Annotated in this window: 25 protein-coding genes; 10 read left to right on the forward strand and 15 right to left on the reverse strand. The window is 65.2% G+C overall.

Annotation, left to right across the window (positions count from 1 at the left end; translation table 11 throughout):
- Positions 1–44: 44 nt before the first annotated feature.
- The 3 genes from FAS41_RS24235 (at position 45) to FAS41_RS24245 (ending at position 2,407) form a co-directional block, all read left to right on the forward strand.
- A complete protein-coding gene (locus FAS41_RS24235; protein ID WP_138525926.1) occupies positions 45–914 on the forward strand; it encodes an SDR family oxidoreductase in 870 nt (289 codons plus the stop codon).
- Between the two features lies 1 nt (position 915).
- Positions 916–1,716, forward strand: coding sequence for a helix-turn-helix transcriptional regulator (locus tag FAS41_RS24240; protein ID WP_138525927.1), 801 nt, complete (start codon positions 916–918; stop codon positions 1,714–1,716).
- Positions 1,717–1,783: 67 nt separating this feature from the next.
- Positions 1,784–2,407, forward strand: a complete 624-nt coding sequence (locus tag FAS41_RS24245) for a LysE family translocator (RefSeq protein ID WP_138525928.1) — start codon at positions 1,784–1,786, stop codon at positions 2,405–2,407.
- A gap of 25 nt (positions 2,408–2,432) precedes the next feature.
- Here FAS41_RS24245 and FAS41_RS24250 read toward each other — a convergent pair whose 3' ends face one another.
- The 6 genes from FAS41_RS24250 to FAS41_RS24275 all read right to left on the reverse strand — a co-directional run bounded on the left by FAS41_RS24250 (position 2,433) and on the right by FAS41_RS24275 (position 7,687).
- Entirely contained in the window at positions 2,433–3,167 is a 735-nt protein-coding gene (locus FAS41_RS24250) for a putative periplasmic lipoprotein (protein ID WP_138525929.1), read from the reverse strand.
- Positions 3,168–3,227: 60 nt separating this feature from the next.
- Positions 3,228–3,608, reverse strand: a complete 381-nt coding sequence (locus FAS41_RS24255; RefSeq protein WP_017520704.1) for a RidA family protein — start codon at positions 3,606–3,608, stop codon at positions 3,228–3,230.
- Positions 3,609–3,628: 20 nt separating this feature from the next.
- Positions 3,629–5,737 carry a bifunctional GTP diphosphokinase/guanosine-3',5'-bis pyrophosphate 3'-pyrophosphohydrolase gene (spoT, locus tag FAS41_RS24260; RefSeq protein WP_138525930.1) on the reverse strand — a complete coding sequence of 703 codons (2,109 nt, stop codon included), beginning with the start codon at positions 5,735–5,737 and terminating at the stop codon, positions 3,629–3,631.
- A 60-nt stretch (positions 5,738–5,797) separates the two neighbouring features.
- Positions 5,798–6,064, reverse strand: a complete 267-nt coding sequence (gene rpoZ, locus FAS41_RS24265; RefSeq protein ID WP_024762058.1) for a DNA-directed RNA polymerase subunit omega — start codon at positions 6,062–6,064, stop codon at positions 5,798–5,800.
- 101 nt (positions 6,065–6,165) lie between these two features.
- The gene (gene gmk / locus FAS41_RS24270; protein ID WP_138525931.1) at positions 6,166–6,777 is read right to left on the reverse strand and encodes a guanylate kinase; all 612 of its coding nucleotides are present in this window, start codon (positions 6,775–6,777) and stop codon (positions 6,166–6,168) included.
- A 46-nt stretch (positions 6,778–6,823) separates the two neighbouring features.
- Entirely contained in the window at positions 6,824–7,687 is an 864-nt protein-coding gene (locus FAS41_RS24275; protein ID WP_138525932.1) for a YicC/YloC family endoribonuclease, read from the reverse strand.
- A 166-nt stretch (positions 7,688–7,853) separates the two neighbouring features.
- On the opposite strand from FAS41_RS24275, the gene rph reads away from it, so the two are divergent.
- Together rph and FAS41_RS24285 are read left to right on the forward strand one after the other, a co-directional pair.
- Positions 7,854–8,573, forward strand: a complete 720-nt coding sequence (rph, locus tag FAS41_RS24280) for a ribonuclease PH (RefSeq protein WP_138525933.1) — start codon at positions 7,854–7,856, stop codon at positions 8,571–8,573.
- A 49-nt stretch (positions 8,574–8,622) separates the two neighbouring features.
- A complete protein-coding gene (locus FAS41_RS24285; protein WP_138525934.1) occupies positions 8,623–8,994 on the forward strand; it encodes a DUF4870 domain-containing protein in 372 nt (123 codons plus the stop codon).
- 73 nt (positions 8,995–9,067) lie between these two features.
- Here FAS41_RS24285 and FAS41_RS24290 read toward each other — a convergent pair whose 3' ends face one another.
- The gene (locus tag FAS41_RS24290) at positions 9,068–9,847 is read right to left on the reverse strand and encodes an exodeoxyribonuclease III (RefSeq protein ID WP_138525935.1); all 780 of its coding nucleotides are present in this window, start codon (positions 9,845–9,847) and stop codon (positions 9,068–9,070) included.
- Positions 9,848–9,928: 81 nt separating this feature from the next.
- Between FAS41_RS24290 and pyrE the strand changes: the two genes are divergently transcribed.
- Together pyrE and FAS41_RS24300 are read left to right on the forward strand one after the other, a co-directional pair.
- Complete coding sequence (gene pyrE / locus FAS41_RS24295; RefSeq protein WP_138525936.1) at positions 9,929–10,570, forward strand: orotate phosphoribosyltransferase; 642 nt, start codon at positions 9,929–9,931, stop codon at positions 10,568–10,570.
- Between the two features lie 19 nt (positions 10,571–10,589).
- Complete coding sequence (locus FAS41_RS24300) at positions 10,590–11,207, forward strand: DUF4124 domain-containing protein (RefSeq protein WP_138525937.1); 618 nt, start codon at positions 10,590–10,592, stop codon at positions 11,205–11,207.
- A 16-nt stretch (positions 11,208–11,223) separates the two neighbouring features.
- On the opposite strand, the gene FAS41_RS24305 is transcribed toward FAS41_RS24300, so the two are convergent.
- The 5 genes from FAS41_RS24305 to coaBC all read right to left on the reverse strand — a co-directional run bounded on the left by FAS41_RS24305 (position 11,224) and on the right by coaBC (position 17,050).
- Complete coding sequence (locus tag FAS41_RS24305; protein ID WP_138525938.1) at positions 11,224–11,670, reverse strand: acyl-CoA thioesterase; 447 nt, start codon at positions 11,668–11,670, stop codon at positions 11,224–11,226.
- 107 nt (positions 11,671–11,777) lie between these two features.
- Positions 11,778–12,683, reverse strand: a complete 906-nt coding sequence (gene argB / locus FAS41_RS24310) for an acetylglutamate kinase (RefSeq protein WP_024762065.1) — start codon at positions 12,681–12,683, stop codon at positions 11,778–11,780.
- A 30-nt stretch (positions 12,684–12,713) separates the two neighbouring features.
- A complete protein-coding gene (locus FAS41_RS24315) occupies positions 12,714–15,338 on the reverse strand; it encodes a phosphomannomutase/phosphoglucomutase (protein ID WP_138525939.1) in 2,625 nt (874 codons plus the stop codon).
- Between the two features lie 40 nt (positions 15,339–15,378).
- Positions 15,379–15,834 carry a dUTP diphosphatase gene (gene dut, locus FAS41_RS24320; RefSeq protein WP_081515156.1) on the reverse strand — a complete coding sequence of 152 codons (456 nt, stop codon included), beginning with the start codon at positions 15,832–15,834 and terminating at the stop codon, positions 15,379–15,381.
- Between the two features lie 7 nt (positions 15,835–15,841).
- Positions 15,842–17,050 carry a bifunctional phosphopantothenoylcysteine decarboxylase/phosphopantothenate--cysteine ligase CoaBC gene (gene coaBC / locus FAS41_RS24325; protein ID WP_045217692.1) on the reverse strand — a complete coding sequence of 403 codons (1,209 nt, stop codon included), beginning with the start codon at positions 17,048–17,050 and terminating at the stop codon, positions 15,842–15,844.
- A gap of 142 nt (positions 17,051–17,192) precedes the next feature.
- Here coaBC and radC point away from each other — a divergent pair, with 142 nt between their 5' ends.
- Positions 17,193–17,867: a RadC family protein gene (gene radC, locus FAS41_RS24330; RefSeq protein WP_138525940.1), complete on the forward strand. Its 675-nt coding sequence runs from the start codon at positions 17,193–17,195 to the stop codon at positions 17,865–17,867.
- Here radC and FAS41_RS24335 read toward each other — a convergent pair.
- A complete protein-coding gene (locus FAS41_RS24335; RefSeq protein WP_246084932.1) occupies positions 17,841–18,410 on the reverse strand; it encodes a hypothetical protein in 570 nt (189 codons plus the stop codon). The two genes, radC and FAS41_RS24335, sit on opposite strands and share 27 nt — an antisense overlap.
- 8 nt (positions 18,411–18,418) lie before the next feature.
- Positions 18,419–19,990, reverse strand: coding sequence for an ABC transporter substrate-binding protein (locus FAS41_RS24340; protein ID WP_138525941.1), 1,572 nt, complete (start codon positions 19,988–19,990; stop codon positions 18,419–18,421).
- Positions 19,991–20,355: 365 nt separating this feature from the next.
- Here FAS41_RS24340 and rpmB point away from each other — a divergent pair, with 365 nt between their 5' ends.
- Both rpmB and rpmG read left to right on the forward strand, forming a co-directional pair.
- Positions 20,356–20,592, forward strand: coding sequence for a 50S ribosomal protein L28 (rpmB, locus tag FAS41_RS24345; RefSeq protein ID WP_009614118.1), 237 nt, complete (start codon positions 20,356–20,358; stop codon positions 20,590–20,592).
- A gap of 12 nt (positions 20,593–20,604) precedes the next feature.
- Positions 20,605–20,760, forward strand: coding sequence for a 50S ribosomal protein L33 (gene rpmG / locus FAS41_RS24350; RefSeq protein ID WP_017520721.1), 156 nt, complete (start codon positions 20,605–20,607; stop codon positions 20,758–20,760).
- 125 nt (positions 20,761–20,885) lie between these two features.
- On the opposite strand, the gene FAS41_RS24355 is transcribed toward rpmG, so the two are convergent.
- Complete coding sequence (locus FAS41_RS24355) at positions 20,886–21,248, reverse strand: cupin domain-containing protein (protein ID WP_024762072.1); 363 nt, start codon at positions 21,246–21,248, stop codon at positions 20,886–20,888.
- Positions 21,249–21,482: the final 234 nt, after the last annotated feature.

The following is a 21,482-nucleotide window of genomic DNA, read 5'->3' on the forward strand; positions in this document are numbered from 1 at the left end:
ACCAACCGCGCTAAACTGCCGAGCTTTGATTCGCGGAGCCAAGCATGAGCAAGAGCACCTTCCCCAGCCTGATGATCGTTGGTTGTGGTGACGTCGGAAGCCGCCTGGGACGCCAGCTGGCCGCGCGGGACTGGCGCGTCCACGGCTTGCGCCGCCACATTGCCGCGTTGCCGCTGGAAGTGCTGCCTGTGGCCGGCGATCTGGGCCAGCTGGAGTGCCCCGACTCCTGGCCGATCGGCCCGCTCGATTACCTGGTGTACTGCGCCGCCGCGACCCAACACGACGAGGCCGGTTATCGCGCCGCCTACGTCGAAGGCCTGCGCAATACGCTCGGTTGGTTGCAGCAGCGCGGGCAAACACCCAAGCGCCTGTTGTTCGTATCCAGCAGCGGTGTGTACGCCCAGAAGGATGGCGAGTGGATCGACGAGACCTCGCCCGCCGAAGCCCAGAGCTATTCCGGCAGCGTGATGCTTGAAGCTGAGCAGGTGGCGTTGCAGAGCGGCATTCCCGCCAGCGTCGTGCGCCTCACCGGTATCTACGGCCCTGGCCGCGAGTGGCTGCTCAAGCAGGTGCGCGAAGGCTATCGCGTGGCCAGCGAGCCGCCGTTGTATGCCAACCGCATCCACGCCGAAGACTGCGCCGGCCTGCTGGCCCATCTGCTGGAATCCGACCGCAGCGGCGTTGCACTGGAAGCTTGCTACCTCGGCGTCGACAACGACCCGGCGGCGCTGCACGAGGTGGTCGGCTGGCTGCGCGAGCAACTGGGCGTCAGCCAATGGTCTGAAGAGCAGACCGTGCGCCGCGCCGGCAGCAAGCGCTGCAGCAACGCCCGCGCCCGTGCGCTGGGCTGGGAGCCGCGCTACCCGAGCTTCCGTGAAGGCTACGCGGCGATCCTCGCCGGCAAACAGGACTGAGATGGACGCCAACCGGCTGCTGGCACGCCCCTGGTTGCCGGGGGTGGAGTTGTTCCATGCGGACTTCTCCGGCCAGCCGTTTGGCCGCCACAGCCACGATGCCTTTGCCATCGGCGCGATCCTCCACGGCGCTGGCGGCTACCAGTGCCGTGGCGCGCACCATGTACTGCCGGCCGGCACCCTGTCGCTGATGAACCCGGAGGAGCCGCACACCGGCAATGCCGAGTCCGAGCGCCTGGTCTATCGCATGCTCTACATCGAGGAATCGCGCCTGCTCCCGCTGCTCGGCCGCAAGCAGCTGCCGCGTGGTTTCCAGGCGCTCAATCCGCATGATGACGGCCGGGTTGCCGAGGCGCTGCGGCGCGTCGCCACGGAGTTCGAGCGCAACGACGCGCTGGCGCTGGAGAGCGAGCTGCTGGCGTTGCTGGAGCTGGTGTTCGTCCGCCACGGCGGCATGCGCCCGACAGCTTCGGCATCGCGCGATGGCAGCGTCACTGCCAAGTTGCGGGATTACCTGGAAGCGCATTACCGCGAGGCGGTCAGTCTCGAGGAGCTTGCTGCGCTGCTGCAGCGTCATCCGCGCCACCTGATCGAAGCCTTCCGTAACGCTTATGGTGTGCCGCCGCATACCTACCTGTTGCAGCGACGCATCCGCGAGGCCAAGCGCCTGCTGGTGGCCGGCGAGAAGCCGCTGGAGGTCGCGCTGACCCTGGGTTTCTACGACCAGGCGCATTTCTCCGGCACCTTCCGCCGCTTCACCGGCGTCACCCCTGGGCGCTTCCTGCGCGCCACGCGTACCTGACTTTCTTCCAAGACCGGCGAACCCCGGCACTTCCAGACTGCGCGACGCCGCTATCCGGGAGATCACCATGTTCGCCGCCTTCGCGCTGGTCGCCAGCACCCACTTCGCCGCCCTGCTGTCACCGGGACCGGACTTCTTCCTGCTGATCCGCGCTGCGCTGCTACGGGGTCGGCGCCATGCCGACGGCTGTGCGGCGGGCATCGCCCTGGCCAATCTGGCGAGCATGTTGCTGGTGCTGTTCGTCCTCGGCCTACTGCCGGAAGTGGCCAGCCACGGGCTGCGGGTAGTGCAGTTGCTGGGAGGCGCCTACTTCGTCTGGCTCGGCGCGCAGGCACTGCTGGCGCGGCGGGAGCTGGAGATTCCCCCTGGGCTGGGCGAGCCACGCAGCGGGGGATTTCTGCGGGGTATGCGCGAAGGCCTGCTCGCCAGCAGCCTGAACCCCAAGTTGCCGATCTTCTACACCGGGCTGTTTGGCGTGCTCGGGCAGTTCCACCTGCCGGGCTGGGCGCTGGGCGTCTGCGTGCTGTGGATGGGCGCAGTGGTGCTGCTGTGGGACATGGCGCTGGTGCGCCTGCTGGATCGCCCACGCTGGCGCGCCTGGCTGAAGCGCCGGGTGACGGCGCTGGACCGCCTTTGCGGCGGCCTGCTGCTGGTGCTGGGCGGCTGGCTGCTGTGGAGCGGGCTGCGCTGAACCTGTCAGCCCGCTCGCTCGCGGATCAGTCGCGTTCCAGGGTCCAGACCTTGTTGCCCGGCGCGTACTGCGGCATCTCGTCGGACTGGGCGCGGTTCACTGCCTCGAACAGCTCCAGCTTGTCGCCGTCGCGCTCGAACAGGAATTCACGGCCCTGCTGGCCCTGTTGCAGCCAGATGCTGTCGTTGTCGCCGCTCATCGCCGCACAGTCGCCGGCCAGGCAAAGCGCGTAGCGATCGAAGCCGGGCATGCCTTCGAGGCTGCCGTTGGAGGCGAACTTGACCTTGCTGCCCTTGCCTTCGCCTTCCTCGATGATCCAGGTGCCGCTGAGGTAGGCGGCGTAGAGGGCGTTCTCGAAGGTGCTGCCGGCCGGGCTCTGCGCGGCGGGCTGCTCCTTGGGACGCAGGAAGCGCTGCTCGGGCCAGTTGTCGCTGCCCACCTGCACCAGCTCCTTGCCGTCCAGCTCCAGGGCTTCCTGGTTGCTGCCGTAGAAGTCGACGCGGTAGTGCTTGGGATCGGTCTGGGTCAGCTGGCCTTCGCCCAGCTCGAAACCATTGCTGAAAGTGGCCTGGTCGGCCTGGGTGTCCAGCTTCCATTCCAGGTTCGGGCCGTAGGCCAGCAGCGCCTCGCGCAGCTTGCCACCCTTGCCGGCGGCATCGATGGCGGCCTGGTTGACCCAGACCCCGGAAGGGTCGGACGGGGTGCCGGCGCAGCCGGTGAGCAGGCCGATCAGGGCGCTCAGGATCAGGGCGCGACGCATGTTTGCTCCTTGCAGACAAAGGAACGGGGCCGCTGGGGCCCCGTAGGTATTTCGTGACGCTTATTCCAGGACGACGATGGCGTCCATCTCGACCTGGGCGCCCTTGGGCAGGGCGGCAACGCCGATGGCGGCGCGGGCCGGGTAGGGCTGGACGAAGTACTTGCCCATGATCTCGTTGACCTTGGCGAAGTGCGACAGGTCGGTGAGGAAGATGTTCAGCTTGGCGACGTCGTGCAGGTAGCCGCCGGAAGCCTCGATGACTGCTTTCAGGTTCTCGAAGACCTGGACGGTCTGCTCTTCGAAGCCCTCGACCAGTTCCATGGTTTTCGGGTCCAGCGGGATCTGACCGGAGACATAGACGGTGTTGCCAGCCTTGATGGCCTGGGAGTAGGTACCGATGGCGGCCGGGGCTTTGTCGGTATGGATTACGGTCTTGGTCATGTCGACTCCTTAGGGTGGGATCAGCTGCGCATGCGGGTGATGCGGATCACGCCCTTGAGCGCGCGCAGCTTCTTGATGACGCGGGCCAGGTGCACACGGTCATGCACGCTGACGACGAGCTGGACCACGCTGATGCGGCCGTCGCGCTCGTCCATGCTGATCTTCTCGATGTTGCCGTCGGCGGCGTTGACGCTGGTCGCCAGCAGGGCGATCAGGCCGCGCTGGTGCTCCAGCTCGACGCGCAGCTCGACGTTGAATTCGCCGGTGACATCCTTGGCCCAGCTGAGCTGGATGCACTTTTCCGGATTGTGGCGAATTTCGCTGATGTTCCGGCAGTTCTCCAGGTGCACGACCATGCCCTTGCCGGCGGACAGGTGGCCGACGATCGGGTCGCCCGGGATCGGCGTGCAGCACTTGGCGTAGCTGAGTACCAGGCCTTCGGTGCCGCGGATCGCCAGCGGACCTTCGGCGCTCGGCGCTTCTGCGCCTTCGCTGGACAGCAGCCGGCGCGCGACCACGTAGGCCATGCGATTGCCCAAGCCGATCTCTTCGAGCAGGTCCTCGAAGACTTCCATGCGGTACTCGGTGAGCACGCCCTGGATGCGCTCCTGCGGGATCTTCTCCAGGTGGCTGTCGAAGCCGGCCAGGGTCTTGTTCAGCAGGCGCTCGCCGAGGTTGATCGACTCGGAGCGGCGTTGCAGCTTGAGCGCGTGGCGGATGTGCGTGCGCGCCTTGCCGGTGACCACGAAGTTGAGCCACGCCGGGTTCGGCCGGGTGCCTGGCGCAGTGACGATTTCCACGGTCGCACCGCTTTGCAGGGGCTCGGACAGCGGCGCCAGGCGGCGGTTGATGCGGCAGGCGATGCAGCTGTTGCCGACGTCGGTGTGCACCGCGTAGGCGAAGTCGACGGCCGTGGACCCCTTGGGCAGCTCCATGATGCGGCCCTTGGGCGTGAAGACGTAGACCTCGTCCGGGAACAGGTCGATCTTCACGTTCTCGATGAATTCCAGCGAGTTGCCGGCGCGCTGCTGCAGTTCGAGGATGCCCTTCACCCACTGGCGGGCGCGGGCATGGGTGCCTTTCTGCGCTTCCTCTTCACTGGATTTGTACAGCCAGTGCGCGGCGATGCCGTGGTTGGCCATCTCTTCCATCTCGCGGGTGCGGATCTGGATCTCGATGGGCACGCCATGCATGCCGAACAGCGTGGTGTGCAACGACTGGTAGCCGTTGGCCTTGGGAATCGCGATGTAATCCTTGAAGCGACCGGGGAACGGCTTGTACAGGTTGTGCACGGCGCCGAGCACGCGGTAGCAAGTGTCGACCTTGTCGACGATGATGCGGAAGGCGTAGACGTCCATGATCTCGTTGAACGCCTTGCGCTTGCCGCGCATCTTCTTGTAGATGCTGAACAGGTGCTTCTCGCGGCCCAGGACTTGGCCTTCCATGCCTTCGCGGGCGAGGCAGTTGACCAGCGACTCCTGGATCTTGCCGACGATCTCGCGGCGGTTGCCGCGGGCCTTCTTCACCGCCTGGCGGATGCGCTCGGAGCGCATCGGGTGCATCGCCTTGAAGCCCAGGTCTTCGAATTCCACGCGCATGCTGTGCATGCCCAGCCGGTTGGCGATGGGCGCGTAGATTTCCAGGGTTTCCTTGGCGATGCGCCGGCGCTTCTCGCCGGACAGGACTTCCAGCGTGCGCATGTTGTGCAGGCGGTCGGCCAGCTTCACCAGGATCACGCGGATGTCGCGCGCCATGGCCATGGCCATCTTCTGGAAGTTCTCGGCCTGTGCCTCGGCCTTGGACTCGAAGTTCATCTGGGTCAGCTTGCTGACCCCGTCCACGAGTTCCGAGACGGTTTCGCCGAACTGCGCGGTGAGCGCTTCCTTGGCGATGCCGGTGTCCTCGATCACATCGTGCAGCATGGCTGCCATCAGGCTCTGATGGTCCATGTGCATGTCGGCGAGGATGTTGGCGACGGCGAGCGGATGGGTGACGTAAGCCTCACCGCTGCGGCGGCGCTGCCCGTCGTGGGCCTGCTCGGCGTAGTAGTAGGCGCGGCGAACCAGGTTGACCTGATCCGGGCCCAGGTAGCTCGACAGACGGTCGGCGAAGGCGTCTATGCTCGGCATGGGCTTACCCCCTGCCGAGCGGCATATCGCGGTGCGCCAATTCGTCGGCCGGACATCGACTTACAGGGCCTCGTTGTTGGCCTCGTCTTCAAAGGCAGCGAACAGCGGCTCTTCTTCAACCACGTCCTCCTGCTGAACGATGTCAGCGTCCACCAGGCCCGAGGCGATTTCGCGCAGGGCGACAACGGTGGGCTTGTCGTTTTCCCACGGTACCTTGGGCTCTTTGCCGCCGGTAGCCAGCTGGCGCGAACGCTTGGTGGCGAGCATGACCAGCTCGAAACGGTTATCGACGTTGTCCAGGCAGTCTTCAACGGTGACGCGGGCCATGGTGTTCCTCATTACGCAAATGGAGACCCGGAGAAATACCGGGCGGACTGGATAGTCTAAAAAATCGCCAATCTTTATGGAAGTGCCTTCTCTCGCCCGAATCAGGCGAGCAGGCGTTGCAGCAGGTCGGTATGACGCTGTTGCTGGGCATCCTGGCGCAGCTGTCGGGCGCGGAAGATCGCCTTGAGGTCTTCCAGTGCGTGGGCGAAATCGTCGTTGATCACCAAGTGATCGTATTCCACATAGTGGCTCATTTCGCTGACGGCTTCCTGCATGCGCCGTTCGATCACCTCGTCGCTGTCCTGGCCGCGGTTGGTCAGGCGCTGGCGCAGGGCTTCCTGGGTCGGCGGCAGGATGAAGATCGATTGCGCCTGGGGCATCAGCCGGCGCACCTGCTGCGCGCCCTGCCAGTCGATCTCCAGGATCAGGTCGTTGCCTTCGGCGAGGGTCTTCTCGACCCAGCGCTGCGAGGTGCCGTAGAGGTTGTCGAAGACCTGCGCGTGTTCGAGGAATTCGTTGCGCTCGAGCATGGCCCGGAAGGTGTCGTGGCCGACGAAGTGATAGTTCACCCCGTCCACTTCGCCCGGACGCATGCCGCGGGTGGTATGGGAGACGGAGACGCGCACGTTGGGCATGGCGTCGAGCAGGGCCTTGACCAGACTGGTCTTGCCGGCGCCCGACGGCGCGGAAACGATGTACAGGGTGCCGGACATGGCGCTTTCCTGGAGTTGCGGTGGATTGGGGCCGGAGGCGTCCGGCTTACTCGATATTCTGGACCTGTTCGCGCATCTGCTCGATCAGGACCTTGAGGTTGACCGCGGCCTGGGTAGAGCGCGGGTCGAAAGCCTTCGAACCTAGAGTGTTGGCCTCGCGGTTGAGTTCCTGCATCAGGAAGTCCAGGCGTCGGCCGGCGGCACCACCAGCCTTGAGCACGCGGCGTACTTCGGTGACGTGGGTGGTCAGGCGATCGAGTTCCTCGGCGACATCGCTCTTCTGCGCCAGCAGGACCATTTCCTGCTCCAGGCGCTGCGGGTCGAGCTCGGCTTTCATTTCGGTGAAGCGGTCCAGCACTTTCTGGCGCTGGTTGGCGAGCATTTCCGGCACCAGCTGGCGCAGGTTGGCAACGTCTTCCTGCATGGCAGTCAGGCGCTCATCGATGATCTTCGAAAGCTCTGCACCTTCGCGGGCGCGGCCAGCCTTGAGCTCGTCCAGGGCCTGGGTGAAGGCGGCCAGTGCGCTGGCGTTGAGCGCCTGCGGGTCGGCGGCATCGCCCACCAGTACTCCCGGCCAGGCCAGCACGGCCAGCGGGTCGAGCGGGGCGGGACTCTTGATCAGGTCGGCGACGGTCTCGGCGGCGGTGACCAGCTGCGCGGCGCGCTCGCGGTCAACCTGCAGTGCCTTGCCGGCGTTTTCCTCGTTGAAGCGCAGGGTGCATTCCACCTTGCCGCGCGACAGGCCCTGGCGCAGCGCCTCGCGTACCGCGCCTTCGAGGTCGCGGAAGGCTTCGGGCAGGCGCAGGTTGGGCTCGAGATAGCGGTGGTTGACCGAGCGCAGCTCCCAGCTCAGGGTTCCATGGGTGCTGGCGCGCTCGACGCGGGCGAAGGCGGTCATGCTGTGGACCATGGAGTCACCTCTCTGAATGGGCTGGGAAAACGGCCGACAGGTCGTCGGAAACCGGTAATTGTACCCCAGCGTAGCGCGCCGCAGCACGCCGGCGGTGGTTGCGCCCGTCCGCTGGCCTCTATAATGGCGGACATTCCCCCGCCAGTAATCTGTACAGGATGCCTCCATGAACCGTCCCAGTGGCCGCGCCGCCGACCAACTGCGCCCGATCCGTATCACCCGCCATTACACCAAGCACGCCGAGGGCTCCGTGCTGGTCGAGTTCGGCGACACCAAGGTGATCTGCACCGTCAGCGCCGAATCCGGTGTGCCGCGCTTCCTCAAGGGCCAGGGCCAGGGCTGGCTGACCGCCGAGTACGGCATGCTGCCGCGTTCCACCGGCGAGCGTAACCAGCGTGAAGCCGCGCGCGGCAAGCAGGGTGGCCGCACCCTGGAAATCCAGCGCCTGATCGGCCGCTCCCTGCGTGCCGCGCTGGACCTGTCCAAGCTGGGCGAGAACACCCTCTACATCGACTGCGATGTGATCCAGGCCGACGGAGGCACCCGCACCGCTTCCATCACTGGCGCCACCGTAGCGCTGATCGATGCCCTGGCCGTGCTGAAGAAGCGCGGCGCGCTCAAGGGCAACCCGCTCAAGCAGATGGTCGCTGCGGTTTCCGTGGGCATGTACCAGGGCGAGCCGGTATTGGACCTGGATTACCTGGAAGACTCCGCCGCCGAGACCGACCTGAACGTGGTCATGACCGATGCCGGCGGCTTCATCGAGGTCCAGGGAACTGCCGAGGGCGCCCCCTTCCAGCCGGCCGAGCTCAATGCCATGCTGGAACTGGCCCAGAAAGGCCTGCAAGAGCTGTTTGAGCTGCAGCGCGCAGCGCTGGCCGACTGATCTGACGGGCGGCGAGGCCGCCCGACTTTCAAGTGCAAGGAGCGAAAGGATGAGCGACGAAGTACCGGTACAGCAGGCTCAGCCGAGCCAGGAAGCCCGGCAGTGGGCGATGTTCTGCCACTTCGCTGCCTTCCTCGGCTTCATCTTCCCCTTCGGCAACCTGCTCGGGCCGCTGATCGTCTGGCAGATCAAGCGTGAATCGGACCCGTTCGTGGATCGCCAGGGCAAGGAGGCGCTGAACTTCCAGATCACCGTGAGCCTCGCGGTGGTGGTCAGCTTCCTGCTGATGCTGGTGGTGATCGGCTTCTTCCTGCTGGGCCTGGTGAGCATCGGTGCGCTGGTGCTGACCATCATCGCCGGGATCAAGGCCAACGAAGGGCTGGACTACCGCTACCCCTTCACTTGGCGTCCGATCAAGTAAGCGCGCTCCAGACACGAAAAAGCCGGCTCGAAGCCGGCTTTTTTCTGTCTGCCTTGCGGCGGCGCGACAGGACTCAGATGCTCAGGGTCCAGTCGTAATCGACGATCAGCGGCGCATGCTGGGAGAAGCGCGGCTGCCGCGGCAGCTTGGCGCTGCGCACGAAGCGGCGCAGACCCGGCGTGAGGATCTGATAGTCGAAGCGCCAGCCCAGGTTGAGCAGCTCGGCCTGTTCGCTTTCCGGCCACCAGCTGTACTGGTCGCCTTCGCGGTTGACCTCGCGCAGGGCGTCGACGTAGCCCATGGTGCCGAAGATCTCATCCATCCAGCCACGCTCCGGCGCCATGAAGCCCGGAGATTGCTGGCATTCGCGCCAGTTCTTCACGTCCAGCTTCTGGTGCGCAACGTACAGCGAGCCGCAATAGATGTATTCGCGGCGCTTGCGGCGCTGCTTGTTCATGTACTGGGCGAAATCGTCCATGAACTTGAACTTGTGGTTCAGGTTCTCGTCTCCTTCCTGCCCGGTAGGCAGCAGGAGAGTGGCGATACTCACCTTATCGAAATCGGCTTGCAGGTAGCGCCCGTAACGATCGGCCATCTCGAAACCCAGGCCGCTTATGACAGCCTTGGGTTGCAGACGACTATAGAGTGCGACGCCGCCCTGACTGGGCACTTCGGCATCGCAGGCGTACAGGAAGTAGCCATCCAGTTGGTAGGATGGGTCATCCAGATCGAAAGCGGAGGCGCGGGTATCCTGCAAGCAGATCACGTCGGCATTCTGGGCTTGCAGCCAACTGAGCAAACCACGCTCGGCTGCAGCCTGAATACCATTCACGTTCACACTGATGATCCGCATAAATGGCCCCCAAAATCACGTGTGTGTATGATACCCGAGCTCAAACGGTTTAGCTAAATTCATACCGGCCGGTTCTCTCCCATGCACGCATATCAACGCGATTTCATCCGCTTCGCCATCGAGCGCGGCGTTCTTCGCTTCGGCGAATTCACCCTCAAGTCCGGGCGCACCAGTCCGTACTTCTTCAATGCCGGCCTGTTCAACACCGGCGTTGCGCTGTCCCAGCTGGGTCGTTTCTACGCCAGCGCGGTGGTCGATAGCGGCATACCTTTCGACGTGTTGTTCGGCCCGGCCTATAAAGGAATTCCGCTGGCGGCCGCTACAGCCATTGCGCTGGCAGAACAGCACGGCCGCGACCTGCCCTGGTGCTTCAACCGCAAGGAAGCCAAGGACCATGGCGAAGGCGGCACGCTGGTCGGCGCTCCGCTGGCCGGTCGCGCGCTGATTATCGATGACGTGATCACTGCCGGCACGGCGATCCGCGAGGTCATGCAGATCATCGACGCCCAGGGTGCCCAGGCAGCCGGTGTGTTGATCGCGCTGAACCGCCAGGAGCGTGGCAAGGGCGAACTGTCTGCGATCCAGGAAGTTGAACGGGACTTCTCGATCCCGGTCGTAAGCATTGTCTCGCTGGAACAAGTGCTGGAGTATCTGGCCGGCGACGGTCAGCTCAAGCAGCACCTCGGGGCCGTCGAGGCCTATCGGGCGCAGTACGGTATCTAACCGGAACAAGGGTGTCGGCATGGCCAAGCAGGGTGCTTACCGCTACAGGGTGTTGATGGGGCTTCTGGGGGCCGTGCTCGCGGGGCAGGCGGCGGCTGCCGGTCAGCCGACCAGCCAGGTGGAGATGTACCGCTACGTCAATGACAAGGGCATCACCGTCATCGACCGCCTGGGCGTGCCGCCGCAGTACATTGGCAAGGGCTACCAGGTGCTCAACGACCAGGGCCGGGTAATCCGTGAGGTGCCGCCGGCGCCGACCGCCGCCGAGATCGAGCAGCGCAAGGCGGACGCCGCCCGCGCCAGTTCCGACCAGCAGCTGATGCGCATGTACACCAGCGTGGAAGACGTCGACCGTGCCCGCGACCGCAAGCTCGCCGAGCTCGATGGGCTGACCAGCGTGGCCAAGGGCAACCTGCAGTCGCTGAAAACGCAGCAGGCCAACCTGCAGGCCCGCGCCGCCGATCAGGAGCGTGCCGGGCGCCAGGTGCCGGATGACCTGGTCGCGCAACTGAGTAACCTGCGCAGCGACGAACAGCGCCTGCAGCAGGACATCGCCCGCTATCAGCAGCTACGCACCCAGGCGGTGAGCAGCTTCGGCGAGGACCGCGCCCGCGTAGCCCAGCTGATGGGAAACTGAGCCCGCCTTTCGCCGCTCACTGTTGCGGAGAGACGCGCTCGAATTCGTTTATCTTCCCGCGCAGCCAGTCCGGCAAGGGCTGGCTTGTCCGGTCTTCTCCGGCATAGGCGTAGATCAGCTCCCCCAGCGTCAGCAGGGTTTCATCACACCAGATCGATACCTGGAAGGTCAGGCTGCTGCGGCCCAGCCGACTGACGCGCACGCCCATTTCCAGCCAGTCGTCGAAGCGCGCGGGCGCCAGGTATTCCAGGGTGGTCTTCACCGCGAACAGATCGCCACCGCCGCGCAGCAGGTCAGCCGGGTAGCTCACGCCCAGGTGGCGGTAGTACTCGGTGGTGGCGACATCGGCGTAGGTCAGGTAGTTGCCGTTGAAGACGATGCCCTGGGGGTCGACCTCCGACCAGCGCACGCGCAGGCCGTGGAAGAAGCTGAAATCGTTGCGGGAAACGGGGGACGCGGCCATGCAAAATCTCCTGAAGACCTGTTCGAGGCAGGACGCCCATCAGGCTGAAGGGGTCCCGAACAGGCAGAAAAACACCCGCGAGGATCGCTCCTGGCGGGTGTCTTTGATCAGCGCTGCTTGCGATTGGTGATCAGGGTGCCGACGCCACTGTCGGTGAAGATCTCCAGAAGCACGGCATTGGGCACACGGCCATCGATGATGTGCGCGCTGGTCACGCCGCCTTGCACCGCTTCCAGGGCGCAGCGGATCTTCGGCAGCATGCCGCCGTAGATGGTGCCGTCGGCGATCAGCTCGTTGACCTGCTCGGTGGTCAGGCCGGTGAGCACCTGGCCCTGCTTGTCCATCAGGCCGGCGATGTTGGTGAGCAGCATCAGCTTCTCGGCCTTCAGCGCCTCGGCCACCTTGCCGGCCACGAGGTCGGCATTGATGTTGTAGGACTCGCCGTTGGCGCCCACGCCGATCGGTGCGATGACCGGGATGAAGTCACCCTGCACCAGCATGTTCAGCAGGTCGACGTTGACCCCGGTGACTTCGCCCACATGGCCGATGTCGATGATTTCCGGCTTGGTCATCTCCGGCGTCTGGCGGGTAACGGTGAGCTTCTTCGCGCGGATCAGTTCAGCGTCCTTGCCGGTCAGGCCGATGGCGCTGCCGCCATGGCGGTTGATCAGGTTGACGATGTCCTTGTTCACCTGGCCGCCGAGGACCATCTCCACCACGTCCATGGTCTGCGCGTCGGTGACGCGCATGCCATCGATGAAGTGGCTCTCGATCGACAGGCGGCTGAGCAGGTCGCCGATCTGCGGACCACCACCATGGACCACCACCGGGTTGATGCCGACGGCTTTCATCAGCACCACGTCGCGGGCGAAGCTGTTCTTCAGCTCGTCCGTTTCCATGGCGTTGCCGCCGTACTTGATCACCAGCGTCTTGCCGACGAACCGGCGGATATAGGGCAGGGCTTCGGCAAGGACGCGGGCAACCTGGGCGGCGTCATCGCGGCTCTGGGTCATGGTGGGCTCCGGCATAGTCTTACTTGAGGGTCAGAAGGGCAGGCTGAGGGCGGGATCGACCGCTTTCAGCTGGGTGCGGAACACTTCCTTGATGCGTTCCAGTTCTTCCTGGGAATCCGCCTCGAAACGCAGGACCAGCACCGGAGTGGTGTTGGACGCACGAACCAGGCCCCAGCCTTTGGGGTAATCCACGCGCACGCCGTCGAGGGTGGTGAGGTTGGCTTCACCCCACTGGCCACGGGCCTGCAGCGCTTCGATCAGGGCGAACTTGCCCTCGTCGGTGACGGTGATGTTGATTTCCGGGGTGGAGATGTCCATCGGGAACGCGGAGAACACGCGCTCGGCGTCGCGCTTGTCCAGGCTGATGATTTCCAGCAGGCGCGCGGCGCTGTAGATGCCATCGTCGAAGCCGTACCAGCGTTCCTTGAAGAAGATATGGCCGCTCATTTCGCCAGCGAGCAGCGCGCCGGTTTCCTTCATCTTCTTCTTGATCAGCGAGTGGCCGGTCTTCCACATCACCGGGCGACCGCCGTAGCCGCTGATCAGCGAGATCAGGCGACGGGTGCATTTGACGTCGAAGATGATGTCGGCGCCCGGATTGCGCGATACCACGTCCTTGGCGAACAGCATCAGCAGGCGGTCGGGGTAGATGATGGTGCCTTCGTTGGTCACCACGCCCACGCGGTCGCCGTCGCCGTCGAAGGCCAGGCCGAGGTCGGCGCCGGTCTCTTTCACCTTGGCGATCAGGTCTTCCAGGTTCTCGGGCTTGCCCGGGTCCGGATGGTGGTTGGGGAAGGTGCCGTCGACGTCGCAGTACAGCGGGATCACGGTGCAGCCCAGGGCCTCGATCAGTTGCGGGGCGATCACACCGGCCACGCCGTTGCCGCAGTCCACCACCACTTTCAGCGGCTTGGCCAGGGCGATGTCGTCGCGGATCTGCTGGAAGTAGCGCGGCAGAATGTCGACCTGCTGCACGCTGCCCACGCCGGAGGCGAGATCGCCATTCTGGATGCGCTCGCGCAGCGCCTGGATCTGCTCGTTGGCCAGGGTCTCGCCGGCGACGACGATCTTGAAACCGTTGTAGTCCGGCGGGTTGTGGCTGCCGGTGAGCATCACGCCCGACTTGCCTTCCAGGACGTTGGCCGCGTAGTACAGGACCGGAGTCGGCACCATGCCGACGTCGGTGACCTGGCAGCCGCAGTCGAGCAGACCCTGGATGAGGTGCTGGACCAGCTCGGGGCCGGACAGGCGGCCGTCGCGGCCCACGGAAACGCACGGCTCGCCGCGCGCAAGGCTTTCGGAGCCGATCGCACGGCCGACCCAGTAGGCGGTCTCGGTGGTCAGGGTGTCGCCGACCACGCCACGGATGTCGTAGGCGCGGAAGATGCTGGCGGGCAGCTGCGGGGCTTTAGGCGTGCTCATAGCGGGTGTTTGCTCCAATCCCAGGAGATCCTGGTCTTCATCAAGAATGTCGATGTCCAGAATGTCGGTGTTCTGGAATAGCGGATCGACCAATGGCGTATCAGTGGCAGCGGCCGGGGCGCTGGCAGCGGCAACAGCCGGAACCGGCTGGGCGGCGACTGCAGGCGCGGCGGGGACGCCGGCACCGGGTGTTTCGGTCTTGCGGCGCGGCTGACGGGCCAGCGCCTGAGCCAGCGCCTGCAGGCTCGGCAGGCTCAGCTCAGGAGCTTTGGCAGTGCGTTGGCCGGCGAGTTCCTGAATGAACTGCCCCAGGGCCTGGGCATCCTTGCTGACGCGGCGCTGCATCGCACTTTGCGCAAGATAGAGACCGAGCAGGCCGCCCACCAGGGCGAGCAGCGCGGCGATGCCCAGCAGGGTCGGCGAGTACAGCGGGTTGGTGATGGTCGGGCCCGGGGTGAAGCTCAGCTTCCAGTTGGGGTTGCCGCTGGACAGACTGATTGGCGCGGCGTCACCGGCCTGGCCGCGCTGCAGCAATACCTGCGCTGGCGAGTTGCCAAACTGCTGGGACAGCTGCAGCTGGCCGATATCGGTGGACATCGGCGGCAGACTGCCGAGCAGGCGCTGCAGGTCGACCACCAGCAGCAGCGAGCCCTGGATGGTGTTGTCCGCACCGCGCAGGGCAATGGGGCTGTAGACCAGCCAGCGGGTGCCGACCTTGTAGGCCTCCGGCGCCACGGCCTGGCCGCTCTCGACGCGGTGCAGCATGTCCAGCGCGGCATAGTTGAGCGGGCCGGGGCGGGACGTGTCCTGCACGGCCTGGCCATTGGCGTTCAGGTGAACGTCCAGCAGTGCGTCCAGATGGCCCTGGGTCAGGGTCTTCTCCAGCGCGGCGATGCGTGTCGGATCATTGCTCTGCAGGGCCGGCAGCAACTGCGGGTCGCTCGCCATGGCGCGGCTGTCCGCGGCCAGCAGGCTGAGAGACTGGCGCAGCGTACCGGCCTGGCTTTCCGACCAGGCGCTGCTCAGTTGTGCGACGTGGGTCCTGTCTGCCTGGCCGAACAGGCTGAACCACAGCAGCGCGCCGGCCGCCGCCACGCCACCGACGGTAAGTGCGAGGGCGGGCAGCAGCGGCTTGAGGTCGACCTTGGCCGCGGGGCCTTTGACGGCCTTCTCCGCCGGAACCAGTTCCGGCAGTTCGGCGCTGTCCTTGGCAGTGCGTTGGAAAAGTTTCATGCAACGTCTCCTCGGCGATTCATCCTGAAAGGGTAAAGGGTCAATGGCTGCCGGAATGACCGAAGCCGCCGGCGCCGCGCTGGCTTTCGTCGAAACTCTCGACCAGCTCGAAGTGCGCCTGCACCACCGGCACCAGTACCAACTGGGCGATGCGCTCGCCAATGGCGATCTTGAAGGCCGTCTGGCCGCGGTTCCAGCAGGAGACCATCAGCTCGCCCTGGTAGTCCGAGTCGATCAGGCCGACCAGGTTGCCCAGCACGATGCCGTGCTTGTGGCCCAGGCCCGAGCGTGGAAGGATCAGCGCGGCCAGGCCGGGATCGGCGACATAGATGGACAGGCCAGTGGGGATCAGTACGGTCTGGCCCGGCTCGAGGACGCAGTCCTCCTTGAGCATGGCGCGCAGGTCGAGGCCGGCGGAACCCGGGGTGGCGTACTGCGGCAGCGGGAAGTCGCTGCCCAGGCGGGGGTCGAGGATCTTGGCTTGCAGGGAATGCATTGAGTTCTCAGTGTTGATTGATGCGTTCGGCGATGAAGGCGATCAGCTGGCGGGCGATCTTGCCCTTGCTGGTCTGGGCGAACGCAGTCTTGTGCAATTCGCGGTCGATGACCGTGATGGCGTTCTCTTCACTATTGAAGCCGATGGACGGATTTGCGACGTCATTGGCGACAATCAGGTCGAGATTCTTGTCCTTGAGCTTGCGCGAGGCGTACTCGAGCAGGTTCTCGGTCTCCGCGGCGAAGCCGACACTGAAGGGCCGGTCCTCGCGCAGCGAGAGGGTGGCGAGGATGTCGGGATTGCGCACCAGCTGCAAGAGCAGGCCGTCACCGGTGGTGGGGTCTTTCTTGAGTTTCTGCGTGGCGACCAGTTCCGGGCGGTAGTCGGCTACGGCGGCGGAAGCGATCAGGATGTCGGCCGGCATCGCCGCTTCGCAGGCGGCGAGCATGTCGCGGGCGCTGACTACGTCGACGCGGCTCACGCGGTCCGGGGTCGGCAGGTGCACGGGGCCGGTCACCAGGGTCACGCGGGCGCCGGCTTCGGCGGCCGCTTCGGCCAGGGCGAAGCCCATCTTCCCGGAGCTGTGGTTGGTGATGTAGCGCACCGGGTCGATGTTTTCCTGAGTCGGCCCTGCGGTGATCAGGATGTGCTGGCCGGTCAGGGCCTTGAACTCGAAGCAGTCGGCGGCCAGTTGTGCCAGCTCCTCGGCCTCGAGCATGCGCCCTGGTCCGACGTCGCCGCAGGCCTGGCTGCCCGCGGCGGGGCCGAAGAAGTGCAGGCCGCGGCTACGCAGCAGCTCGGCATTCACCTGGGTGGCCGGGTCGCGCCACATGGCCTGGTTCATCGCGGGGGCCAGGGCGACCTGCGCGTCGGTGGCGAGCACCAGGGTGGTCAGCAGGTCATTGGCCACGCCCTGGGCCAGGCGCGCCATCAGGTCGGCGGTGGCGGGGGCGATCAGTACCAGGTCGGCCCAGCGGGCCAGCTCGATATGCCCCATGGCCGCTTCGGCGGCAGGGTCGAGCAGGTCCAGGTGCACCGGGTGTCCGGAAAGGGCCTGAAGGGTGAGCGGCGTGATGAACTCGCGGCCACCCTGGGTCATCACGACACGCACCTCGGCGCCCTGGTCGCGCAACCGGCGGACCAGTTCGGCGCTCTTGTAGGCGGCGATACCGCCGCCGACGCCCAGAACGATGCGTTTACGATAGAGCCGCTGCATAGGCCAGCCTTAAATACGGAAATGGATGACGCGCGCTGAAGCCGATGACGCCTCCCCAGGCCTCCGGCCGCGCGCAGCGAGGGGGCTAAGATAGCACAGCGCCTGCGCCGGAACAGCGGGCGGACCAGACCTGGGAGGTTGCGTGAGAATTCTGGATTGGCCTGCGTCGGAGCGCCCCCGGGAGCGCTTGCTCGAACAGGGAGCAGCAAGCCTGAGCGATGCTGAATTGCTGGCCATCTTCCTGCGCACCGGTGTCACCGGTTGCAGTGCCGTCGACCTGGCGCGCCGGCTTCTGGTTGAGTTCGGCAGTTTGCGCGCGCTGCTGGAGGCCGACCTTGACGCGTTCTGCAGCCATCGCGGGTTGGGGCCGGCCAAGTTCACCCAGCTCCAGGCGGTGCTGGAAATGGGGCGCCGGCACCTGGCCGAGGACATGGACCGTGGCCCCGCCCTGGAAAGCCCGCAGGCAGTGCGTGACTTCCTCAAGGCGCGGCTGCGCCACGAGCCCCACGAGGTCTTCGCCTGCCTGTTCCTGGACAATCGACACCGCCTGCTGGACTTCGAAGTGCTGTTCCACGGTTCCATCGACAGTGCCAGCGTCTACCCCCGGCAGATCGTCAAGCGCGCCCTGGCGCATAACGCCGCTGCGCTGATCCTGGCCCACAACCACCCCTCAGGGATCGCCGAGCCGAGCCAGTCCGACGACCTGCTGACCCGCCGCATCGTACAGGCGCTGGCGCTGATCGACGTGCGCGTGCTCGATCACTTCATCGTTGGTGACGGCGAGCCACAGTCAATGGCCGAGCTGGGGATGCTCTGAGACGCGCCGCTGGATGTCGCGCAGCAGGCGCCGGCGGATCAGTCCGCTGACCGGGCGGATAGCGAGCCAGTAAGGGGTGAACAGCAGGCGGCTGCGGCGGTCCGGACAGTGCACGCGGGTTTCCGTGCGGACATGGGTGAAGCCGTCCTGCTCTGCCGGTGCGCAGGAAAAATGCAGCATCAGCCTGGGCGTACCGGGTTCGGCGAAGCGCCGGAAGGCGTCGCCGTCGGCGCACGGACGCAGGCCGAAGTCGCTGCGCCAGAAGCGCCCGACCAGTCCATAGGCGATCTCGTGATTGCCATGGCGGCCCAGCAGGGTGAATTCATGCAAGCCGAAGCGTGGACGATCCTCCAGGGCATTGCGCAGCCCCAGGTGCAGGGCGAGCCGTGCAGGCGCCTCGCGGATCTGCAGGAGGCGCTGCACCAGCGGGTCGTGCTCGGCGGTCAGCTGGCTCACTGCGTCCAGCACCTGCCCGGGCGACGCCCGCATGGTCAGCGAGTGCCGCTCGGCGAACTGGAACTCGGGCAGCAGATGGTCGAGCAATTCGCTGCTCAGAGCTGCACCTTCGAGTAGTCCTGGCGGCCGAAAGGGTTCACCGTGTAGCCCTTGACGTTCTGGCGGGTCAGCGCCGAGGCGGTCGGGTGTGCCAGCGGCAGCCACAGCGCCTGGTCGTGGATGATTTGCTGCGCCTGGTGATACAGCTCGCTGCGCTTGGCCTGGTCCGCTACCGCCTTGCCCTGGCTGATCAGGCCGTCGAGCTTGTCGTCGCAGTAGCGCGCGAAGTTCAGCCCGGATTTCACGCTGGCGCAGGAGAACTGCGGGGTGAGGAAGTTATCCGGGTCGCCGTTGTCGCCGGCCCAGCCCATGAACAGCAGGTCATGCTCGCCGGCCTTGGCGCGGCGGATCAGCTCGCCCCACTCGATCACGCGGATCTCGGCCTGGATGCCGATCTGTGCCAGGTCCGCCTGCAGCAGCTGCGCGCCGACGCTGGGGTTGGGGTTGAGCAGGCTGCCGGAGGGGCGGGTCCAGATAGTGGTCTTGAAGCCGTCCTTGTGCCCGGCCTCGGCCAGCAGCGCGCGAGCCTTGTCCAGGTCGCGGGGGTAGCCGGGGATGTCCTTGGCGTAGCTCCAGGTGTTGGGCGGGTAGACGCCATCGGCGGTGGTGGCGCTGCCGGCGAACACGCTCTTGAGGTAGGTGTCCTTGTCGAAGGCGAGGTTGATCGCCTGGCGTACCTTGGGATTGTCCAGCGGCGGGTGCTGGCTGTTGATGCCGACGAAGGCGGTCATGAAGGCCGGGGTCTGTTCGACCTTCAGGCTGGCGTCCTTGGTAGCGGCCTCTACGTCCAGCGGCTTGGGCGACAGGGCGATCTGGCATTCGCCGCGCTTGAGCTTCTGCAGGCGCACGCTGGCGTCCGGGGTGATGGCGAACACCAGGTTATCCACAGCTGGCTTGCCGCCGAAGTACTCGGTGTTGGCGGCGTAGCGCACCACGGCGTCCTTCTGGAAACGCTTGAAGACGAAGGGGCCGGTGCCGATCGGCTGGGCGTTGAGCTTCTCCGGGGTGCCGGCCTTCATCAACTGGTCGGCGTACTCGGCCGAATAGATGGAGGCGAAGCCCATGCTGAGCATTGCCAGAAAGGTGGCGTCCGGGTGGTTGAGGCTGAAGCGTACATGGTGCTCATCGACCTTCTCCACGGCCTTGACCAGGCTCGGCAGCTGCATCGACTGGGCATGGGGGAAGCCGCTCTGGGCGACCTTGTGCCAGGGCTGGGCCGGGTCGAGCATGCGCTGGAAGCTGAACACCACGTCGTCGGCGGCAAGCGTCCGGCTCGGCTTGAAGTAGTCGGTGTGGTGGAAGGCCACGCCGTCGCGCAGCTGGAAGTCATAGGTCAGGCCATCGTCGGAGACCTTCCAGCTCTCGGCCAGGCTCGGCACCACTTCGCCGCGGGCGGCATCGAAGTCCACCAGGCGGTTCATCAGCACGTCGGCCGAGGCGTTGGTGGTGGTCAGCGAGTTGTACTGGACCACGTCGAAGCCTTCGGGGCTGGCTTCGGTGCACACGCTCAGCGAGGCGGCGCTGGCGAGAGCAGGGGAAAGCAGGAGGGCGAGAAGGGCAAGACGCATGACGGACTCCGTGTAAGCTGGCAAGATGCCCATCCGCGAGGCTGGGCGGGTCATGCAAGGCTGTTGGCAGCCTCGAAGGAGCTACCCTAGACCAAGCCGCCGCCCGTCACAACGATGACAGGCGACGAACGGCACCAGTGCCGCGGCCCGCGGGGGCTGGCGTCGGCTTTTTCGAGTCATGCTTTCCCTTGCAGCTGGAAGTGTCTTTCTGATATAAAGCTGCGCTCTTTTCTGGGGCCCTGCTCTGATCCTGCGACTCGATCGCGGCGAAGCGGCAGTTAAGACCCCGGTGAAACTGAGAATCCTATTGAGTTAAGCAGCCAACCCATGCCGGGTTTGGCATGTGGTTTACAGAGGGCTGAGCCATGTCGAGAGTTTGCCAAGTGACCGGTAAGGGTCCGGTTACCGGGAACAACATTTCCCACGCACACAACAAAACCCGCCGCCGTTTCCTGCCGAACCTGCAGCACCACCGTTTCTGGGTTGAATCCGAGAAGCGCTTCGTGCGTCTGCGCGTTTCCGCCAAAGGCATGCGTATCATCGACAAGCGTGGCATCGAGGCCGTTCTGAACGACCTGCGCGCCCGCGGCGAAAAATTCTAAGGAGCTGCAGTCATGCGCGAACTGATCCGTTTGGTGTCCAGCGCCGGTACCGGCCACTTCTACACCACCGACAAGAACAAGCGTACCAAGCCTGAGAAAATCGAGATCAAGAAATACGATCCGGTTGTTCGCAAGCACGTGATCTACAAGGAAGCCAAGATCAAGTAATTGATCTTCGCCCTTGTGAAGAAACCCGCCCCTCGTGGCGGGTTTTTTCTTGCCTGCCGTTTTTCCTGTGAAACGGCAGGCACAAAAAAGCCCGCCATTCGGCGGGCTTTTTCAGGTTCGGGTGCTCAGGCCTTCTGCTCGAAGATCACATAGACCTTGCGGCAGGGCTCCAGTACTTCCCAGGTGCCGCTGAAGCCGGCCGGGATGACGAAGCGGTCGCCGACGCGCACGGTCTTGGCGCCGCCATTGGCGTCACGGATCACCGACACACCCTGGAGAATCTCGCAGTACTCGTGCTCGGTGTAGCTGACGTTCCAGTGGCCCGGCTCGCCTTCCCAGATGCCCACGTTGAACTGGCCGCAGTCGCTGGCGTAGTGGTTGCGTACGTTCTGCGCCGGGTCGCCCTTGATGATGCGGTCCGGGGCGGGACGGTAGTGTTCGGGGGCGGTGGTGGCCTGGGCGAAATCGACGATCTGCTCGACGTTCATGGCGGTCTCGGTTCTTTAGAGTTGTTGGCGAGAGTGCGTGCGGGCACGCGCAGCGCTGTTGGATATTTACTCCGAAGCGGCTGTCGGAAAACCATCAGCCGACGAATCGAGGCAGTCTATGTTTAATAAAACGAACGTGACAAGGCCATTTGGCCGCTTAGTGTAAAAAATATTGAAAATTGGCTGCCTCCGGTTTAGGGTGGCGAACAGCATGCGTTCGCTCCGCCTTGCGAT

Source organism: Pseudomonas nicosulfuronedens (assembly GCF_005877905.1).
In the GTDB taxonomy this organism is placed as follows: Bacteria; Pseudomonadota; Gammaproteobacteria; order Pseudomonadales; family Pseudomonadaceae; genus Pseudomonas; species Pseudomonas nicosulfuronedens.

Coding starts and splice junctions, on each gene's coding strand:
- FAS41_RS24235 (WP_138525926.1), top strand. CDS start 45: ATGAGCAAGAGCACCTTCCCCAGCCTGATGATCGTTGGTTGTGGTGAC.
- FAS41_RS24240 (WP_138525927.1), top strand. CDS start 916: ATGGACGCCAACCGGCTGCTGGCACGCCCCTGGTTGCCGGGGGTGGAG.
- FAS41_RS24245 (WP_138525928.1), top strand. CDS start 1,784: ATGTTCGCCGCCTTCGCGCTGGTCGCCAGCACCCACTTCGCCGCCCTG.
- FAS41_RS24250 (WP_138525929.1), bottom strand. CDS start 3,167: ATGCGTCGCGCCCTGATCCTGAGCGCCCTGATCGGCCTGCTCACCGGC.
- FAS41_RS24255 (WP_017520704.1), bottom strand. CDS start 3,608: ATGACCAAGACCGTAATCCATACCGACAAAGCCCCGGCCGCCATCGGT.
- spoT (WP_138525930.1), bottom strand. CDS start 5,737: ATGCCGAGCATAGACGCCTTCGCCGACCGTCTGTCGAGCTACCTGGGC.
- rpoZ (WP_024762058.1), bottom strand. CDS start 6,064: ATGGCCCGCGTCACCGTTGAAGACTGCCTGGACAACGTCGATAACCGT.
- gmk (WP_138525931.1), bottom strand. CDS start 6,777: ATGTCCGGCACCCTGTACATCGTTTCCGCGCCGTCGGGCGCCGGCAAG.
- FAS41_RS24275 (WP_138525932.1), bottom strand. CDS start 7,687: ATGGTCCACAGCATGACCGCCTTCGCCCGCGTCGAGCGCGCCAGCACC.
- rph (WP_138525933.1), top strand. CDS start 7,854: ATGAACCGTCCCAGTGGCCGCGCCGCCGACCAACTGCGCCCGATCCGT.
- FAS41_RS24285 (WP_138525934.1), top strand. CDS start 8,623: ATGAGCGACGAAGTACCGGTACAGCAGGCTCAGCCGAGCCAGGAAGCC.
- FAS41_RS24290 (WP_138525935.1), bottom strand. CDS start 9,847: ATGCGGATCATCAGTGTGAACGTGAATGGTATTCAGGCTGCAGCCGAG.
- pyrE (WP_138525936.1), top strand. CDS start 9,929: ATGCACGCATATCAACGCGATTTCATCCGCTTCGCCATCGAGCGCGGC.
- FAS41_RS24300 (WP_138525937.1), top strand. CDS start 10,590: ATGGCCAAGCAGGGTGCTTACCGCTACAGGGTGTTGATGGGGCTTCTG.
- FAS41_RS24305 (WP_138525938.1), bottom strand. CDS start 11,670: ATGGCCGCGTCCCCCGTTTCCCGCAACGATTTCAGCTTCTTCCACGGC.
- argB (WP_024762065.1), bottom strand. CDS start 12,683: ATGACCCAGAGCCGCGATGACGCCGCCCAGGTTGCCCGCGTCCTTGCC.
- FAS41_RS24315 (WP_138525939.1), bottom strand. CDS start 15,338: ATGAAACTTTTCCAACGCACTGCCAAGGACAGCGCCGAACTGCCGGAA.
- dut (WP_081515156.1), bottom strand. CDS start 15,834: ATGCATTCCCTGCAAGCCAAGATCCTCGACCCCCGCCTGGGCAGCGAC.
- coaBC (WP_045217692.1), bottom strand. CDS start 17,050: ATGCAGCGGCTCTATCGTAAACGCATCGTTCTGGGCGTCGGCGGCGGT.
- FAS41_RS24340 (WP_138525941.1), bottom strand. CDS start 19,990: ATGCGTCTTGCCCTTCTCGCCCTCCTGCTTTCCCCTGCTCTCGCCAGC.
- rpmB (WP_009614118.1), top strand. CDS start 20,356: ATGTCGAGAGTTTGCCAAGTGACCGGTAAGGGTCCGGTTACCGGGAAC.
- rpmG (WP_017520721.1), top strand. CDS start 20,605: ATGCGCGAACTGATCCGTTTGGTGTCCAGCGCCGGTACCGGCCACTTC.
- FAS41_RS24355 (WP_024762072.1), bottom strand. CDS start 21,248: ATGAACGTCGAGCAGATCGTCGATTTCGCCCAGGCCACCACCGCCCCC.